At 54.9% G+C, this 16,649-nt stretch carries 18 protein-coding genes and 1 riboswitch; of the genes, 6 read left to right on the top strand and 12 right to left on the bottom strand.

Annotated elements, in window-relative coordinates; all coding sequences use genetic code 11:
• Nucleotides 1-37 precede the first annotated feature (37 nt).
• The 10 genes from F3J30_RS22160 to rsd form a co-directional block, all read right to left on the bottom strand.
• Nucleotides 38-355, bottom strand: coding sequence for a PTS lactose/cellobiose transporter subunit IIA (locus F3J30_RS22160; RefSeq protein ID WP_014068452.1), 318 nt, complete (start codon nucleotides 353-355; stop codon nucleotides 38-40).
• A gap of 3 nt (nucleotides 356-358) precedes the next feature.
• Nucleotides 359-664: a PTS sugar transporter subunit IIB gene (locus tag F3J30_RS22155; protein WP_014068453.1), complete on the bottom strand. Its 306-nt coding sequence runs from the start codon at nucleotides 662-664 to the stop codon at nucleotides 359-361.
• 180 nt (nucleotides 665-844) lie between these two features.
• Nucleotides 845-2,386 carry a sensor domain-containing diguanylate cyclase gene (locus F3J30_RS22150; protein ID WP_166718590.1) on the bottom strand — a complete coding sequence of 514 codons (1,542 nt, stop codon included), beginning with the start codon at nucleotides 2,384-2,386 and terminating at the stop codon, nucleotides 845-847.
• A gap of 334 nt (nucleotides 2,387-2,720) precedes the next feature.
• On the bottom strand, nucleotides 2,721-3,854 hold the full coding sequence (thiH, locus tag F3J30_RS22145; protein WP_166718589.1) for a 2-iminoacetate synthase ThiH: 1,134 nt from the start codon (nucleotides 3,852-3,854) through the stop codon (nucleotides 2,721-2,723).
• Complete coding sequence (thiG, locus tag F3J30_RS22140) at nucleotides 3,854-4,621, bottom strand: thiazole synthase (protein WP_014068456.1); 768 nt, start codon at nucleotides 4,619-4,621, stop codon at nucleotides 3,854-3,856. The genes thiH and thiG overlap by 1 nt, the downstream gene beginning before the upstream one ends.
• 1 nt (nucleotide 4,622) lies before the next feature.
• Entirely contained in the window at nucleotides 4,623-4,823 is a 201-nt protein-coding gene (gene thiS, locus F3J30_RS22135) for a sulfur carrier protein ThiS (protein ID WP_014068457.1), read from the bottom strand.
• A complete protein-coding gene (thiF, locus tag F3J30_RS22130) occupies nucleotides 4,807-5,562 on the bottom strand; it encodes a thiazole biosynthesis adenylyltransferase ThiF (RefSeq protein ID WP_166718588.1) in 756 nt (251 codons plus the stop codon). The genes thiS and thiF overlap by 17 nt, the downstream gene beginning before the upstream one ends.
• A complete protein-coding gene (gene thiE, locus F3J30_RS22125; protein ID WP_166718587.1) occupies nucleotides 5,555-6,190 on the bottom strand; it encodes a thiamine phosphate synthase in 636 nt (211 codons plus the stop codon). Before thiE ends, thiF begins: the two co-directional genes overlap by 8 nt.
• Nucleotides 6,190-8,085, bottom strand: a complete 1,896-nt coding sequence (thiC, locus tag F3J30_RS22120) for a phosphomethylpyrimidine synthase ThiC (protein ID WP_166718586.1) — start codon at nucleotides 8,083-8,085, stop codon at nucleotides 6,190-6,192. Before thiC ends, thiE begins: the two co-directional genes overlap by 1 nt.
• 78 nt (nucleotides 8,086-8,163) lie before the next feature.
• Nucleotides 8,164-8,277: riboswitch (TPP riboswitch) on the bottom strand.
• Nucleotides 8,278-8,331: 54 nt separating this feature from the next.
• Nucleotides 8,332-8,829 carry a sigma D regulator gene (rsd, locus tag F3J30_RS22115; protein ID WP_166718585.1) on the bottom strand — a complete coding sequence of 166 codons (498 nt, stop codon included), beginning with the start codon at nucleotides 8,827-8,829 and terminating at the stop codon, nucleotides 8,332-8,334.
• Nucleotides 8,830-8,924: 95 nt separating this feature from the next.
• Between rsd and nudC the strand changes: the two genes are divergently transcribed.
• From nudC to F3J30_RS22085, 6 genes are all read left to right on the top strand, one after another.
• Nucleotides 8,925-9,698, top strand: coding sequence for an NAD(+) diphosphatase (nudC, locus tag F3J30_RS22110; protein WP_166718584.1), 774 nt, complete (start codon nucleotides 8,925-8,927; stop codon nucleotides 9,696-9,698).
• A 40-nt stretch (nucleotides 9,699-9,738) separates the two neighbouring features.
• Nucleotides 9,739-10,803, top strand: coding sequence for a uroporphyrinogen decarboxylase (gene hemE / locus F3J30_RS22105; protein WP_014068463.1), 1,065 nt, complete (start codon nucleotides 9,739-9,741; stop codon nucleotides 10,801-10,803).
• A gap of 9 nt (nucleotides 10,804-10,812) precedes the next feature.
• Nucleotides 10,813-11,484 (top strand): deoxyribonuclease V, encoded by a 672-nt coding sequence (gene nfi, locus F3J30_RS22100; protein ID WP_166718583.1) that lies wholly within the window; start codon nucleotides 10,813-10,815, stop codon nucleotides 11,482-11,484.
• Nucleotides 11,485-11,525: 41 nt separating this feature from the next.
• On the top strand, nucleotides 11,526-12,116 hold the full coding sequence (locus F3J30_RS22095) for a YjaG family protein (RefSeq protein WP_014068465.1): 591 nt from the start codon (nucleotides 11,526-11,528) through the stop codon (nucleotides 12,114-12,116).
• A gap of 186 nt (nucleotides 12,117-12,302) precedes the next feature.
• A complete protein-coding gene (hupA, locus tag F3J30_RS22090; protein ID WP_002445246.1) occupies nucleotides 12,303-12,575 on the top strand; it encodes a nucleoid-associated protein HU-alpha in 273 nt (90 codons plus the stop codon).
• Between the two features lie 11 nt (nucleotides 12,576-12,586).
• Nucleotides 12,587-13,279 (top strand): DUF1481 domain-containing protein, encoded by a 693-nt coding sequence (locus F3J30_RS22085; protein ID WP_166718591.1) that lies wholly within the window; start codon nucleotides 12,587-12,589, stop codon nucleotides 13,277-13,279.
• Between the two features lie 87 nt (nucleotides 13,280-13,366).
• Here the strand turns inward: F3J30_RS22085 and purD are convergent, their stop codons facing one another.
• Nucleotides 13,367-14,659: a phosphoribosylamine--glycine ligase gene (gene purD, locus F3J30_RS22080; RefSeq protein WP_014068467.1), complete on the bottom strand. Its 1,293-nt coding sequence runs from the start codon at nucleotides 14,657-14,659 to the stop codon at nucleotides 13,367-13,369.
• A gap of 15 nt (nucleotides 14,660-14,674) precedes the next feature.
• Nucleotides 14,675-16,264: a bifunctional phosphoribosylaminoimidazolecarboxamide formyltransferase/IMP cyclohydrolase gene (purH, locus tag F3J30_RS22075; RefSeq protein WP_166718582.1), complete on the bottom strand. Its 1,590-nt coding sequence runs from the start codon at nucleotides 16,262-16,264 to the stop codon at nucleotides 14,675-14,677.
• Between the last annotated feature and the right edge of the window lie 385 nt (nucleotides 16,265-16,649).

The raw sequence follows: 16,649 nt of genomic DNA, 5'->3' as shown, positions 1-16,649 counted from the left end.
AAAACCCGCTTCGGCGGGTTTTTTTATGGTGTTTTTATCAGTTTATCAACGGGATGCGTCGATAAAGCTCAATCATGTCGCCCGCCAGATCCTGAATAACCATCGCGTTCATCAGGTGATCCTGAGAGTGAACGGTGATCAGGTTGACCGGAAGCTTCCCGGTGCCTTCATCAAGGCCAATCAACTGCGTCTGGATCGTGTGCGCGTGTTTCACATATTCGCGCGACTCTTCCATCGCTTTTTCGGCTTCGGCAAAGTCACCTTTACGAGCCATCTGCAATGCGGTCAGGGCTGCGCTGCGCGCTGCGCCCGCATTGACCAGTAATTCCATGATCGTTGTTTCTAAATCTTCCACAGGTCACTCCAGCAATTTGAGGGCTTTTTCCAGTACGACATCGCCTTTCATCATGCCGTAATCCATCATGTCGATAACCGCGACCTTTTTACCCAGCGGGTCTGCCTGCGCCTGAAGTTTTGCCTGCTCGTATTTTACCTGTGGCCCCAGTAATACGATGTCGGCGGTGGCAATGTTGTCTTTAAACTCTGCAACCGGGACGGCTTTAATGGTTACTTCAACCCCTTTTTTCTGCGCGGCATCTTTCATTCGTTGAACCAGCATACTGGTCGACATTCCCGCTGCACAACATAAAACGATGTTCTTCATAGTCAGCCTCGATGTACATGTGTTTATTGATAATTATCCCGTGCAGACCGCTTCAACAACCGCTTTACCGCGATTGTGTGTCTGGCATCACAAAGAAATCAGTAATTTTCTGAAACCGGTTACAATTTTACATCTGAAAGCAATATGCCCGTTGAAACGGGCACAGAGAAAGGAGAGGGGTTAGCTGTCGGAGGTTTGCAAAATGCGATTTTTACCCTGCTGTTTGGCTTTATAGAGTGCGCCATCCACAGTGCCAATAAACTGCTCAAGCGGCTCGAAATGCCATTCGCCCAGCCCGGCGCTGAATGTGACGTGCAGACCCTCTTCGCGCCAGGTGCGCTTCTCCACCGCGATACGCCATGTCTCCAGTAATTCGTGAGACAGCCCGAACAGCTCCGAGCGGAAGATGACCGCAAACTCCTCACCACCGTAGCGATAAACAGAAACGTTATGCGGCTGCATAACCTGAAGCCCTTCACGCGCGACGTTGCGCAGAACGATATCACCGCTCAAATGTCCCCAGGTGTCATTGATGGATTTGAAGTTATCAATATCAACCAGCGCCAGGGCGAACGGTTGATGGTTATTGAGCAGCTCAGCAATATCGCTGTCGAAGGCACGGCGATTTTTACAGCCCGTCAGCGCATCGTGAGTCGCCTGGCGCACATAGGCAAGCTCCCGCTCTTTGTTGGACTGAATAGTATGGCTGAGCATCGCTTCAAGGCGAGGTGCCGTGCTGACATCCCCGGTTTTGATCGCGTTAATGATGTTCATCAGTACGGTGCGTGAGGCATGACGCAGATATAAACCAAAAAGAATAATGATCAGGCTCGCCAGCGCAAAACCCCATCCGACAATGGAGGTCTCATGTCGGGTAATCTCGGTGAGCGTAGAGTCAGCCACCCGGTAGATAACAAACCAGTCGGGGTTGGTAAATGAGTAGTAGTAAAACCAGTTTTTGCTCTTCGGATCGTAAATATGGCCTTCACCGCTGGTCATTTTATCCATCAGTGCTTCGCTCACGTACGGCTTAAAAAGTGCCCCGGTATCAGGGTGCAGCACTACGGCGCCGTCCCGCTCAACGATGAAAAACTCGCCTTGTACGGGAGCGACCATCTGTCGCAGGGTATATCCCATTGAGGTCAGGTCGAGGTGAAACGCGAGCGTCCCTTTCAGACGCCCCTCTGGTGAAATCACCGGTTTAAAGAGCGTGACCGTAGGATGTCCGGTGAAGTAGTCCATATAAGGACGGGTATAGCGGCTGAAAGTACTGGCTTCTGCCTGGCCGATAAACCACGGGCGGGTGCGGGCATCAAATGTTTTGCTCTTGTCCGTTGGCAGTACTTCCGGCGCGCGCAGATAATGCCCTTGCGTGTCGGCCAGAGAGATGGAAGAGACGGTCGGCATCAGATTCTGAAGATGCATCAAGACCTGCAATCCTTCACCTGGATTGGTGTTTATTGTTTGATTCAGCCTGTCGTTCCGCGCGAAGAAGGTGGCTGCCCGTCCCAGAATGTAGTCATTTTCACGCAGGATGGATTCGGTATAGTTCACCGCAAGGTTGTGGGTGAAGTTTCCATTAATCTTATGATAATCATTAAGAAAATTACTGCGTTGAGACAGGGTGATAAACACAGCGACCAGAATAAAACTGAGCAGGATCCCCGCGAAACTGACCATTATCGGCCTGGTGAAAGATAGTTTTCTGCTATGAAGTGCCATGAGTTGTAAATCAGTCCAGATGAGGTGGCGAATGAGAGCAATGGGTATCCTCTGAGCATAGTCGCTACCCGGATGCTGGCTGTTAATTATACGTATAAGGTTTCATGGCAAGATGATTTACCTTAAGAAACGATAATAAATTTCGTATTTATTTGATGAAATCAAATTTTGTTTCGTTTTGGAGAGGCAGGGCGAATCGAGGAAGAAGCTATTCGCCCTGGTCAGCGTCCGTTGCTGACGAAATAAGAGTAAAAAAATCGGGCGATCTCTGACAACCACCCGGTGATAACGTTACGAGCCTTCTCGGCAACTTTCCGCGCCGTTGCACGGCGTTTCAGCGCAATTGCGAAGCGCGCCCCAGCCAGCTATCCCAGTCCTTCCATACCGGTTGTAGCCCCTGTGCCGCAAGTGCATCTGCCACGGCTTCAGGGCGTCGGCCATCGTGGGGGGCAAACTGTTCCAGCTCGGGATGGTCATCGGCATAACCCCCGGGCTGGGTTTTGGAGAAGGCACTGACATTGTTGATAGCAAGCGGGATGACATGGTCGCGAAACGCCGGTGATTCGCGTGTGGAGAGTGACAATTCCACCTCTGGTGCGAACAGACGAAATGCGCAGATGGTCTGAACAAGCTGGCGTTCATCCATCAGCGACGCCGGCTCTATTCCCCCTGCGCACGGACGTAAACGCGGGAAGGAAATTGAATAGCGACTTTGCCAGTAGTGTTGTTGTAACCAGAGCAGGTGCTCAGCCACCATATAGCAATCTACCCGCCAGCTATCCGAAAGACCAATCAGCGCACCCAACCCGATTTTGTCGATCCCGGCACGCCCAAGCCTGTCCGGCGTCTCCAGCCTGAAGAAAAAATCCTGTTTTTTCCCTTTCAGGTGATGCTGCGCGTACATCGCCTCGTGATAGGTTTCCTGGTAGACCATCACGCCATCGAGCCCGAGGCCTTTCAGTTCAGCGTATTCGTCCTCAGACAGGGGCTGAACTTCCATCTGTAATGACGAAAACTCGCGGCGAATGGCAGGAAGATGCTGACGAAAATAGTCCATCCCGACTTTTCCCTGATGCTCTCCGGTCACCAGCAGCAGATGTTCGAAACCCATCTCGCGTATGGCGGCACACTCGCGGGCGATCTCCTGGTCATCCAGTGTTTTGCGTTTGATGCGGTTGCTCATGGAAAAACCGCAGTAGGTGCAGTCGTTGGCACACAGGTTAGAGAGATAGAGCGGCACATAAAAGCTGACCGTGTTGCCAAAACGCTGCCGGGTAAGACGCTGCGCGCGTTGGGCCATCGGCTCCAGATAAGCGCTGGCCGCAGGGGAGAGCAGGGCCATCAGATCTTCACGGGTCAGATGACGGGCAGTTAACGCCCGCTCCACATCTGCTGACGTTTTACTGTTGATGCGCAGACGAATATCGTCCCAGTTGAGCTGCCGCCAACGGTCGGTAAAGGTGGTCATCAGAGTGCCTCCAGAAAGCCGGTCAACGGGCTGGTGGCCTGTGCCTGAAAACTGCGTGACCCGGGGCCAGACTGACGTGCCAGCAAGCCCGCGTCCACCGCAAGACGAAACGCACGCGCCATCATCACGGGGTCGTCCGCCACAGCAATTGCGGTGTTGACCAGGACGGCATCAGCCCCCATTTCCAGCGCCTGCGCAGCGTGGCTCGGAACGCCAATACCGGCGTCAACCACCACCGGCACGGTTGCCTGCTCGATGATGATCTCCAGCATGGCGCGAGTTTCCAGCCCCTGATTGGAGCCAATAGGTGCGCCCAGTGGCATCACGGCGGCGCAGCCCACTTCTTCCAGCCGTTTGCACAGTACCGGATCGGCCCCGCAGTAGGGCAGAACGGTAAAACCAAGCTGGACCAGCTTTTCGGCCGCTTTCAGGGTTTCTATCGGATCGGGTAGCAGCCAGCGGGCATCAGGATGAATTTCAAGTTTTAGCCAGTGCGTCCCCAGCGCTTCTCGTGCCAGCTGGGCGGCAAAAATCGCCTCTTCTGCGGTTTTTGCCCCGGAGGTGTTTGGCAGTAAGGTCACGCCAGCCTCCAGCAGTGGCGCGAGTATGGCATCGCTGTGATTACGCAGATCAACGCGCTTCATGGCGAGCGTTACCAGTTGGCTACCGCTCTCCCGAATAGCATCGACCATCAGCTGCGGTGACGCGAATTTCCCGGTTCCGGTAAAGAGGTGTGAATCAAAGGTTTTGTCGGCAATACGTAACATCTCAACCCCCTGCGATAACCTGAAAAAGCAGGATGTTGTCGCCGTCGCGCACCTGCTGATGCTCCCACTGCTCGCGCGGCAGGATCTGTTGATTAAGTGCCAGGGCTGTTCCCGGCTTCAGTTGACGCAATTTGTCGAGCAGCGCGGAGATGGTCAGCCCGTCGTCGCACTTCAGCGGTTCGTCATTAAACAGAATGCGCATTCTGGCCTCCACACACCGGACAATGGCTGGCGCGGTGTAACGCCAGATGCCGCCAGCCGCCTGAGCGAGCGTCAAACAGCCGCAGCGTATTGCGCTCCGTCTCCATATCGCTGAGTAACTTAATGGCCTCCAGCGCCTGCAATGTCCCCATTACGCCCACTACAGGGCCAAGTATGCCCGCGGTGCGGCAGTTGCGTTCCGGCTCGGCATCATCCGGCCACAGGCAACGATAGCAGCCCTGCGCCCAGGGCGGCGTGAGCACCATCATTTGCCCACCGAAGCCGACCGCACTGGCGGTGATAAGCGGCGTGTTATGTGTTACGCAGGCGGCGTTGATGGCCTGGCGGGTTGCCATATTGTCGGTGCAATCCAGCACCACATCCGCCAGCGCCACTTCGCGTTGCAGGTCTTCACCCGCCAGACGCTGTTGCAGGGCGATAAGCTCGATATCAGGGTTGAGCTGGTTCAGCCGCTGCCGGGTGATACATGCTTTGGGCTGGTTAATATCGTCGGTGGTAAAGAGGATCTGGCGTTGCAGGTTGCTGAGATGCACATCGTCATCATCCGCCAGCACCAGCGTACCCACGCCTGCACCCGCCAGATACAGCGCGGCGGGTGTCCCTAATCCGCCCAGCCCGACAACGAGCACCCGGCTTTCAAGCAGCTTTTTCTGGCCTTCGATAGCGATATCTTCCAGCAGTATTTGCCGGCTGTAGCGCATAAAGTCGCGATCATTCATCACCTGCTCCTGCCAGCGTTAAGAGCTGCGCGGTTGCCGCCTGCCAGTCTGGCGCCTGGGTAATGGCGCTGACGACGGCAATACTGCCCACGCCGGTTTCGAGTACGGCGGGGGCGCGTTCAAGGCTGATACCGCCGATGGCGACGGTCGGGTAATCGGTCAGTCGCTGAATATGGCCAGCCAGTTGCCCAAGCCCCTGGGGTGCTGAAGGCATCTGTTTGGTCTGTGTCGGGAAGACGTGGCCAAGTGCGATATAAGACGGGCGTGCGGCGAGCGCTATGTCTATCTCCATATCGTCGTGCGTTGAAACCCCCAAACGCAGACTGGCATTACGGATTGCGTCCAGATCTGTTGTCTCCAGATCCTCCTGACCCAGGTGCACGCCGTAAGCCTGGTGCTTAATAGCCAGTCGCCAGTAGTCGTTGATAAACAGGCGGGCGTCATAACGACGCCCCAGTTCAATGGCAGCGACCACATCGGCCTCCACCTCTTCATCACGTTTATCTTTGATGCGCAGCTGGATGGTGCGAACGCCTGCCTCCAGCAGGCGCGCAATCCACGCAACGCTATCCACTACCGGGTAAAGCCCTAGCCGAAAGGGAACCGGTGGGAAATCAGGCTGATACATTATGCCTCCTCTTTTTTGAGGTAGATTTCGCCGCCTTTTGCGCGGAAGTTATCAGACATGTCCGCCATACCCACTTCAATAGCCTGTGCTGCCGCGTAATCACGCACTTCCTGGGTGATTTTCATGGAGCAGAATTTTGGCCCGCACATGGAGCAGAAATGCGCCACTTTGCCGGATTCCTGTGGCAGGGTTTCGTCATGGTAGGCGCGGGCGGTGAACGGGTCGAGCGCCAGGTTGAACTGATCTTCCCAGCGGAATTCAAAGCGTGCTTTCGACATGGCGTTATCACGGATTTGTGCGCCCGGATGGCCTTTCGCCAGATCAGCGGCGTGGGCGGCAATTTTGTAGGTGATCAGACCCTGTTTGACGTCTTCTTTGTTCGGCAGGCCGAGGTGCTCTTTCGGTGTGACGTAACAGAGCATGGCGCAGCCGAACCAGCCGATCATCGCCGCACCAATCCCGGAGGTGAAGTGGTCGTAGCCAGGCGCGATATCCGTGGTCAATGGCCCCAGTGTGTAGAACGGCGCTTCGTGGCAGTGCTCCAGCTCTTCGGTCATGTTGCGGCGGATCATCTGCATAGGCACATGTCCCGGGCCTTCAATCATCACCTGCACGTCATACTCCCAGGCGATTTTGGTCAGTTCGCCCAGCGTATGCAGTTCGGCAAACTGCGCTTCGTCGTTGGCATCCTGAATCGAGCCAGGACGCAGGCCATCGCCCAGCGAGAGCGAAACGTCGTAGGCCGCGCAGATTTCGCAAATCTCGCGGAAGTGCTGATACAGGAAGTTTTCCTGATGGTGTGACAGGCACCATTTGGCCATGATTGAGCCGCCGCGCGAGACAATCCCGGTCAGGCGTTTAGCGGTCATTGGCACATAGCGCAGCAGTACGCCTGCGTGGATGGTGAAATAGTCCACGCCCTGTTCAGCCTGCTCCAGCAGCGTATCGCGGAAGGCTTCCCAGGTGAGGTTCTCGGCGATACCGTTTACTTTTTCCAGCGCCTGATAAATGGGCACAGTACCAATCGGCACCGGGCTGTTGCGCAGGATCCATTCGCGGGTTTCGTGGATGTAACGCCCGGTTGAGAGGTCCATCACCGTGTCAGCGCCCCAGCGGGTAGACCAGACCAGTTTTTCCACCTCTTCTTCGATGGAAGAGGTCACCGCCGAGTTACCAATGTTGGCGTTGACCTTCACCAGGAAGTTACGCCCGATGATCATTGGCTCGGATTCAGGGTGGTTGATGTTCGCAGGGATAATGGCGCGCCCGGCGGCCACTTCGTCACGCACAAATTCCGGGGTGATGTTTTCCGGCAGACGCGCGCCGAAACCTTCCCCTGGGTGCTGGTGGCGCAACACTTCACCGCGAATACGTTCACGGCCCATATTTTCGCGGATGGCGATGAACTCCATTTCTGGCGTGACGATACCCTGGCGGGCATAGTGCAGCTGGGTTACGCATTTACCCGCTGTGGCGCGTTTCGGGGTCAGCAGGCCGGTAAAGCGCAGCTCGTCCAGACCGTCGTCTGCCAGGCGCTCTTTGGTGTACGCGGAGCTTTGCTCGTTGAGTTCTTCGCTGTCATTACGGGCGTCAATCCACGGCTGGCGCAGCTTTGCCAGACCCTGCTGAACGTTGGTCGCAATATCAGGATCGCCATACGGGCCAGAGGTGTCATACACCGGGATCGCTTCGTTATCTTCAAACTGCGGATCCTCTTTGCTGCCTCCAATGAGCGTTGGGCTAAGCTGGATCTCACGCATCGGGACACGGATATCTGCCTGAGAGCCGGTAATGTAAATGCGGTTTGAGTTAGGGAAAGCGGTGCCTTCCAGGGTGTCGATGAAGTGTTGTGCTTGCGCGCGTTGTTCGCGACGGGTCAGTTTAGTGGTAGACATAGCTCATTCCAAAAGTGAAGGACATGGCTTGTCAGACGACGGATGAAGCAAGAGGAGATCGCCCTGGGGCGATACAGCAGCAGTGTGACTCTTGTTCCCTTCGCAGGTATTAGCCTGATCAGGTTCCGCGGATCCCGAATTAACGGTCTCAGCCCGCGTTTTTGCAAACGCTGGGCACTCCGACAAGAAAAATCCCCCTCGTGCGAGGGGCGAATGTTTGTAAACTACTCGTTAACGATTAAGAACTCAAGCAGGGCGCGCGATGTTCTCTTCGTGACTGATGTTCAAATCATTGTCCAGCGCCAGGGCGATCAGCTTGTCTTCGAGCGTGAATCGCTCTTCCAGAGCTTCGCCAAGATCGGACAGCGCCCGCTGAAACTCAAGATAGTTATCGTGATCGATAGCGTTCTCAAGCGTGGAATCGTAGTAATCCATGATTTGCTGGGTATTGGCCTCCAGCAGTGGATAGAGTTTGGCGGCAGTTAAATACGGGCTACTGCCTTCCATTTCACGGATAATACGTTCATAAATATTGAAATGGCCGTCGGACAAGTAGTCGACCAGGCTCTGACAAAAATCATCCAGCGCTTTTTCGTTCAGGCGCATGTACGATTCTTTGCCAGGCTTAATGCCGACCAGATTGTAATAAGCAACGAGCAGATGCTTGCGTACATGTAGCCAGCGATCCACCAGTTTGTTACTTCCTCCAACGCGTTCTGTCAGGCTTTCCAGCTGGTTTAACATGTTCGACTCCACAAGGTTTAGAATTGAATCTGCTTATCCAAAATGTAACCACGATGCTAACAACATGTCAGTGAAGCGAAGGTAGTGCAATAGATATGGATCGTATTATTGAAAAATCAGATCTCGGTTGGTGGTTAGTCTGTCACGAACAAAAATTATGGTTGCCCGCTGGGGAATTACCCTACGGCGCGGCAGAAAAATTCGATCTTGTGGGCCAGCCTGCACTGAGGATCGGCGAGTGGCAGGGCGATCCTGTGTGGATGATCCAGCAGGCTCGCCGTCAGGATATGGGATCGGTTCGGCAGGTGCTCGATCTTGATGTTGGGCTGTTCCAGCTGGCTGGCCGCGGCGTGCAGCTGGCGGAGTTTTACCGCTCGCATAAATACTGTGGCTACTGCGGCCATACCATGCATCCGAGTAAAACCGAATGGGCGATGCTGTGCAGTCACTGCCGGGAACGCTACTACCCGCAAATCGCGCCGTGCATCATCGTCGCTATCCGCCGGGAAGATTCTATCCTGCTGGCGCAACACACCCGTCATCGCAACGGCGTACATACCGTGTTGGCCGGATTCGTTGAAGTGGGTGAGACGCTGGAGCAGGCTGTGGCACGCGAGGTCATGGAAGAGAGCGGAATTACGTTGAAAAACCTGCGCTATGTTACTTCGCAACCGTGGCCGTTCCCGCAATCACTGATGACCGCCTTTATGGCTGAATACGACAGCGGCGAGATTGTTATCGACCAGAAAGAGCTGCTGGAGGCGAACTGGTATCGTTACGACGATTTACCGCTGTTACCACCGCCGGGAACCGTGGCGCGCCGGCTGATAGAAGATACCGTCGCAATGTGTCGGGCTGATGCTGAGTGACATGTTACACTGAGGCCATGACGCTTAAGGAACTGCAAAAATGACCGAACTGAAGAACGATCGTTATCTGCGTGCGCTGCTGCGCCAGCCCGTTGATGTCACTCCGGTGTGGATGATGCGCCAGGCTGGCCGCTATCTCCCGGAGTACAAAGCCACCCGTGCCCAGGCGGGGGATTTTATGTCGCTGTGCAAAAACGCGGAACTGGCGTGTGAAGTGACGCTCCAGCCGCTGCGACGTTATCCACTGGATGCGGCGATCCTCTTTTCGGACATTCTGACTATCCCTGATGCAATGGGCCTTGGGCTGTATTTCGAAACCGGCGAAGGCCCGCGTTTCACCTCTCCGATTAAGAGCAAAGCCGATGTCGATAAGCTGCCGATCCCCGATCCTGAGGGTGAGCTGGGCTACGTGATGAATGCGGTACGCACTATCCGCCGTGAGCTGAAAGGCGAAGTGCCGCTGATTGGCTTCTCTGGCAGCCCGTGGACGCTGGCGACTTACATGGTTGAAGGCGGCAGCAGCAAAGCCTTTACCGTAATCAAAAAAATGATGTATGCCGAGCCACTGGCGCTGCACGCGTTGCTCGACAAGCTGGCGAAGAGCGTCACGCTGTATCTGAATGCTCAAATTAAAGCGGGTGCGCAGTCAGTGATGATTTTCGATACCTGGGGCGGTGTACTGACCGGGCGCGATTATCAGCAATTCTCGCTCTATTACATGCACAAAATCGTCGATGGCCTGCTACGTGAAAACGAAGGCCGCCGCGTGCCGGTAACGCTGTTCACCAAAGGCGGCGGTCAGTGGCTCGAAGCGATGGCAGCAACGGGCTGTGACGCACTTGGTCTGGACTGGACCACGGATATCGCCGATGCGCGTCGCCGCGTGGGCGACAAAGTGGCGCTGCAAGGCAACATGGACCCATCCATGCTGTATGCACAGCCTGCGCGTATCGAAGAAGAGGTGGCAACCATTCTGGCGGGCTTTGGTCAGGGTGAAGGCCACGTCTTTAACCTCGGTCACGGCATTCATCAGGATGTGCCGCCAGAGCACGCGGGTGCGTTTGTGGAGGCAGTACACCGGTTGTCTGCGCAGTACCACAAGTAAGGAATCGCTATGGATCTCGCGTCATTACGCGCTCAACAGCTGGAACTGGCATCATCGGTGATCCGTGAGGATCAACTCGCTAAGAACCCGCCGCAGTATATTGGCGGCGCCGATGTGGGGTTTGAGCAGAGCGGGGAGGTGACGCGAGCCGCGATGGTGGTACTGAAGTACCCTTCGCTGGAGCTGGTGGAATACAAGGTGGCGAGGATCGCGACCACTATGCCTTACATTCCCGGCTTTCTCTCCTTTCGTGAATATCCCGCGCTGCTGGCCGCGTGGGAGCTCCTCTCGCAAAAACCTGACCTGTTGTTTGTTGACGGACACGGTATTTCTCATCCGCGCCGGTTAGGTGTTGCCAGCCATTTTGGCCTGCTGGTGGATGTGCCAACGATAGGTGTCGCCAAAAAGCGCCTGTGCGGTGCGTTTGAGCCTCTTTCTGCTGAAGCGGGTGCACTCGGCCCTCTGATGGATAAAGGCGAACAGCTGGCATGGGTCTGGCGCAGCAAAGCACGCTGTAATCCGCTGTTTATCGCCACCGGGCACCGGGTCAGCCTGGACAGTGCGCTGGCGTGGGTGCAGCGTTGCACAAAAGGATATCGTTTACCGGAGCCAACACGCTGGGCGGATGCCGTTGCATCGCAGCGACCGGCTTTTATTCGCTGGCAGGAAATTCAGCGATGATTCAGGTAAACTGCCGCTAATTTCCGATTCGAGACATCATCATGTTACAAAACCCGATTCATCTGCGCCTTGAGAAGCTGGAAAGCTGGCAGCACGTCACCTTTATGGCTTGCCTGTGCGAGCGCATGTATCCCAACTACGCCGCGTTCTGCAAGCAGACAGAGTTTGGTGATGGCCATATCTATCGCCGTATTCTGGATCTCATCTGGGAAACGCTGACCGTCAAAGACGCGAAGGTGAACTTCGACTCCCAGCTGGAGAAACTCGAAGAGGCCATTCCGGTGGCGGATGATTTCGACCTGTACGGTGTCTATCCGGCCATTGATGCCTGCGTGGCATTGAGTGAACTGATTCACTCCCGTCTGAGTGGTGAAACTCTGGAGCACGCCATTGAAGTCAGTAAGGCATCGATTACTACCGTAGCGATGCTGGAAATGACCCAGGAAGGTCGCGAAATGACCGATGAAGAGCTGCGAGCGAACCCCGCTGTTGAGCAGGAATGGGATATTCAGTGGGAGATTTTCCGATTACTGGCAGAATGTGAAGAACGCGATATCGAGCTGATAAAAGGGCTTCGTGCGGACTTACGTGAGGCCGCTGAGAGCAATATTGGTATAATTTTTAACCAATGAGTCAACAAAACGTGATTTAACGCCTGTTTTGTCACTCCTCGACTCTTCCCTTTCGCCCCCCGTCTGGTCTACATTTGGGGGGCGAAAAAAAGTGGCTATCGGTGCGTGTATGCAGGAGAGTGCTTTTTTGGCATTTTCGTCGCACTCGATGCTTAGCAAGCGATAAACACATTGAAAGGATAACTTATGAACAAGACTCAACTGATTGATGTAATTGCGGACAAGGCTGATCTGTCTAAAGTGCAGGCTAAAGCTGCTCTGGAATCTACCCTGGCTGCTATTACTGAGTCTCTGAAAGAAGGCGATGCTGTACAACTGGTTGGTTTCGGTACCTTCAAAGTGAACCACCGCGCTGAGCGTACTGGCCGCAACCCGCAGACCGGTAAAGAAATCAAAATCGCCGCAGCTAACGTGCCGGCATTTGTTTCTGGTAAAGCACTGAAAGACGCTGTTAAGTAAGACGCGTGGCAGTGAACAGTTTTAACGAAGGGGCGGTAACGCCCCTTTTGTCTGTCTGGCGTGGTGCACTCGCGCTGGCAGGCGTGCTGTTGCTGTCAGCCTGTAGTCATGACTCCTCTCTGCCACCGTTTACCGCCAGCGGCTACGCTGACAACCAGGGTGCAGTCAGGATATGGCGCAAAGATTCAGGCGGTGAAGTTCATCTTCTCTCTGCTTTCAGCCCGTGGCATAACGGCAATACCTCAACCGCAGAATACCGCTGGCAGGACGACACCCTGTCGCTCATCGAGCTGAATATCTACAGTAAGACCCCCGAACATGTCCGTGTGCGCTTTGACGACCATGGCGAGCTGAGTTTTATGCAGCGTGAAGTGAGCGGGCAAAAGCAGCAACTTTCCAGCGATCAAATCGCTCTCTACAAATACCGTGCTGAACAAATTCGTCAGACCAGCGATGCGCTGCGTCAGGGACGTGTCGTGCTGCGTCAGGGACGCTGGCATGTGGATGGTACGGTCACCACCTGCGAAGGGCAGACGGTGAAGCCTGAACTTGAAACCTGGGCCATACAACATATTGAACGCCGACAGCAAAAGTCGTCGGTTGAAGTGAGTGTGTCCTGGCTGGAAGCGCCGGAAGGATCTCAGCTGCTGCTGGTGGCGAACGAAGATTTCTGCACCTGGCAGCCGATGGAGAAGAGTTTCTGAATTCTGTGGACTAAGCCGGATGGCGCTAACGCTTATCCGGCCTACGAACGATCCCCTCTCCCTTTGGGAGAGGGTTAGGGTGTGAAATTACTCGCCCTGCTCACGCGCAATCGCGCGGTAACCAATATCCTGGCGGCTGAAGCTGCCATTCCAGCGAATATCTGCCATCAATGCATACGCACGTTTCTGAGCTTCTGCAACGGTATTACCGAGCGCAGTCGCGCACAGTACGCGGCCACCGTTAGTCAGCACGCGATCGTCATCAGACAGTTTCGTACCCGCATGGAATACCTTACCGCCTTCAGTCTCTTCCAGCGGCAGACCGTGGATTTCATCACCGGTGTTGTAGTTACCCGGATAACCGCCCGCAGCAATCACTACGCCCAGAGAAGCGCGTTCGTCCCACTCGGAGTTTTTCTCGTCCAGTTTCCCTTCGCAGGCCGCCAGGCACAGATCAACCAGATCGGATTTCATGCGCAGCATGATCGGCTGAGTTTCAGGATCGCCAAAGCGACAGTTGAACTCGATAACCTTCGGATTGCCCTGCTTGTCGATCATCAGGCCCGCATAGAGAAAACCAGTGTACGTGTTACCTTCAGCCGCCATGCCTTTTACGGTTGGCCAGATAATGCGATCCATCGTGCGCTGATGCACTTCATCAGTCACAACCGGAGCCGGGGAGTATGCACCCATACCGCCGGTATTCGGGCCAGTATCCGCATTGCCAACACGTTTATGATCCTGGCTGGTGGCCATCGGCAGTACGTGCTCGCCGTCGACCATGACGATAAAGCTCGCCTCTTCACCGTCGAGGAACTCCTCGATAACAATACGGTGGCCAGCGTCACCAAACGCGTTGCCTGCCAGCATATCCTGGACCGCGGCTTCTGCTTCTTCGAGGGTCATCGCGACGATAACGCCTTTACCGGCAGCCAGGCCGTCGGCCTTAATCACAATCGGCGCGCCTTTTTCACGCAGATACGCCAGAGCTGGCTCCACTTCCGTGAAGTTCTGGTATTCCGCAGTCGGAATATTGTGGCGAGCGAGGAAATCTTTGGTGAACGCTTTGGAGCCTTCGAGCTGCGCCGCACCTTCGGTTGGACCGAAGATTTTCAGGCCCGCAGCGCGGAATGCATCAACCACGCCAATGACCAGCGGGGCTTCCGGGCCAACGATAGTCAGGTCGATCTTCTCGTTCTGGGCAAAGCTCAGCAGCGCCGGGATATCGGTCACGCCGATAGCCACGTTTTGCAGTGCAGGCTCCAGCGCCGTACCGGCATTGCCTGGTGCGACAAACACGGTTTTCACCAGCGGGGATTGTGCCGCTTTCCACGCCAGAGCGTGCTCGCGTCCGCCGTTACCAATCACTAATACTTTCATTGTCTGCTCCGTGGATTAATGGCGGAAGTGGCGCATGTCGGTGAAGATCATCGCAATGCCGTGTTCATCGGCCGCGGCAATCACTTCGTCGTCACGAATGGAACCGCCAGGTTGGATCACACAGGTGATACCCACAGCTGCGGCAGCATCGATACCGTCACGGAACGGGAAGAAGGCGTCAGACGCCATGGCGGAGCCTTTCACTTCCAGACCTTCGTCACCTGCTTTAATACCGGCGATTTTCGCGGAGTAGACGCGGCTCATCTGGCCTGCGCCTATCCCGATGGTCATGTTCTCTTTTGCATAAACAATGGCGTTGGATTTCACGAACTTCGCCACTTTCCAGCAGAACAGCGCATCACGCAGTTCCTGTTCGGTCGGCTGACGTTTGGTGACCACGCGCAGGTCGGCTGCTGTCACCATACCCAGATCGCGATCCTGAACCAGCAGGCCGCCGTTCACGCGCTTGAAGTCCAGGCCCGGTACACGCTCAGCCCACTGACCACAAACCAGTACACGTACGTTCTGTTTTGCGGCGGTGATTTTCAGGGCTTCTTCGGTTGCGGATGGCGCGATGATCACTTCAACAAACTGACGGGAGATGATGGCCTGTGCGGTTTCAGCATCCAGTTCGCGGTTGAAGGCAATAATGCCGCCGAACGCAGAGGTCGGGTCGGTTTTATACGCACGATCGTAGGCATCCAGAATAGAGGTGCTGACCGCCACGCCGCATGGGTTTGCGTGCTTCACGATAACGCAGGCAGGTTCGCTGAACTCTTTCACACATTCCAGCGCGGCATCGGTGTCGGCAATGTTGTTATAAGAGAGCGCTTTGCCCTGAACCTGCTGTGCAGTCGCCACAGACGCTTCTTTTACTTCTTCTTCTATATAGAAGGCAGCCTGCTGGTGGCTGTTCTCACCGTAACGCATATCCTGCTTCTTAATGAAGTTCAGGTTCAGGGTACGTGGGAAGCGACCAGACGGCTCGTTGCTTTCGCCATGGTAAGCCGGGACCAGGCTACCGAAGTAGTTGGCGATCATGCTGTCGTAAGCGGCGGTGTGTTCGAAAGCTTTAATGGCGAGGTCGAAACGCGTATCCAGAGTCAGGGAGCCTTCGTTGGCATCCATCTCTTTAATAATGGCAGCGTAGTCGTTGCTCTTTACTACGATGGCGACATCTTTATGGTTCTTGGCAGCGGAGCGCACCATGGTTGGGCCACCGATATCAATATTCTCTACTGCATCTTCCAGAGAGCAGCCTTCGCGGGCAACGGTCTGGGCAAACGGGTAGAGGTTAACAACAACCATATCGATCGGCGCGATATCGTGCTGTTCCATAATACCGTCATCCTGGCCGCGACGGCCAAGGATGCCACCGTGCACTTTCGGGTGCAGGGTTTTCACGCGTCCATCCATCATTTCCGGGAAACCGGTGTAATCGGACACTTCGGTAACCGGCAAGCCTTTATCTGCTAACAGGCGAGCTGTACCGCCAGTAGAAAGCAGCTCTACACCACGTGCAGAAAGTGCCTGAGCGAATTCGACGATACCGGCTTTATCAGAAACACTGAGCAGAGCGCGGCGGATTGGACGACGTTGTTGCATGGTAAATCCCCTGGATTTCACGATTACAGAGAGCGTTAGATGAATTTTCCACAAAAAAACTCAGCTAACACCCCTAACGGGACATCCTTGTCAGGCGCGAGCATTTTAACGAAAACGTTTGCGCAACGCTCGCGAATTTTCACTTTTTCGTAGCATTGTGGATAAGTCTGTGTGTAAAAAGGTATAAGGCGGGGTTTTGCTGTGGAATGCAGCAGTCAGTCATTTTTCTGCAATTTTTCTATTGCGGCCTGCGGAGAACTCCCTATAATGCGCCTCCATCGACACGGCGGATGTGAATCACTTCACAAACAACCCGGTCGGTTGAAGAGAAAAAATCCTGAAATAACGGGTTGACTCTGAAAGAGGAAAGCGTAATATACGCCAC

It is taken from the genome of Enterobacter sp. Tr-810 (assembly GCF_011752765.1).
Lineage (GTDB): Bacteria > Pseudomonadota > Gammaproteobacteria > Enterobacterales > Enterobacteriaceae > Enterobacter > Enterobacter soli.
The sequence above is the reverse complement of the archived record's forward strand: the minus strand, read 5'-3'. Positions and strand labels throughout refer to the sequence as shown.

Excerpts from the sequence above, each read along its gene's own strand:
- F3J30_RS22155 (WP_014068453.1), bottom strand. The coding sequence starts at position 664 with ATGAAGAACATCGTTTTATGTTGTGCAGCGGGAATGTCGACCAGTATG.
- F3J30_RS22150 (WP_166718590.1), bottom strand. The coding sequence starts at position 2,386 with ATGGCACTTCATAGCAGAAAACTATCTTTCACCAGGCCGATAATGGTC.
- thiH (WP_166718589.1), bottom strand. The coding sequence starts at position 3,854 with ATGACCACCTTTACCGACCGTTGGCGGCAGCTCAACTGGGACGATATT.
- thiG (WP_014068456.1), bottom strand. The coding sequence starts at position 4,621 with ATGTTACGTATTGCCGACAAAACCTTTGATTCACACCTCTTTACCGGA.
- thiS (WP_014068457.1), bottom strand. The coding sequence starts at position 4,823 with ATGCGCATTCTGTTTAATGACGAACCGCTGAAGTGCGACGACGGGCTG.
- thiF (WP_166718588.1), bottom strand. The coding sequence starts at position 5,562 with ATGAATGATCGCGACTTTATGCGCTACAGCCGGCAAATACTGCTGGAA.
- thiE (WP_166718587.1), bottom strand. The coding sequence starts at position 6,190 with ATGTATCAGCCTGATTTCCCACCGGTTCCCTTTCGGCTAGGGCTTTAC.
- thiC (WP_166718586.1), bottom strand. The coding sequence starts at position 8,085 with ATGTCTACCACTAAACTGACCCGTCGCGAACAACGCGCGCAAGCACAA.
- rsd (WP_166718585.1), bottom strand. The coding sequence starts at position 8,829 with ATGTTAAACCAGCTGGAAAGCCTGACAGAACGCGTTGGAGGAAGTAAC.
- nudC (WP_166718584.1), top strand. The coding sequence starts at position 8,925 with ATGGATCGTATTATTGAAAAATCAGATCTCGGTTGGTGGTTAGTCTGT.
- hemE (WP_014068463.1), top strand. The coding sequence starts at position 9,739 with ATGACCGAACTGAAGAACGATCGTTATCTGCGTGCGCTGCTGCGCCAG.
- nfi (WP_166718583.1), top strand. The coding sequence starts at position 10,813 with ATGGATCTCGCGTCATTACGCGCTCAACAGCTGGAACTGGCATCATCG.
- F3J30_RS22095 (WP_014068465.1), top strand. The coding sequence starts at position 11,526 with ATGTTACAAAACCCGATTCATCTGCGCCTTGAGAAGCTGGAAAGCTGG.
- hupA (WP_002445246.1), top strand. The coding sequence starts at position 12,303 with ATGAACAAGACTCAACTGATTGATGTAATTGCGGACAAGGCTGATCTG.
- purD (WP_014068467.1), bottom strand. The coding sequence starts at position 14,659 with ATGAAAGTATTAGTGATTGGTAACGGCGGACGCGAGCACGCTCTGGCG.
- purH (WP_166718582.1), bottom strand. The coding sequence starts at position 16,264 with ATGCAACAACGTCGTCCAATCCGCCGCGCTCTGCTCAGTGTTTCTGAT.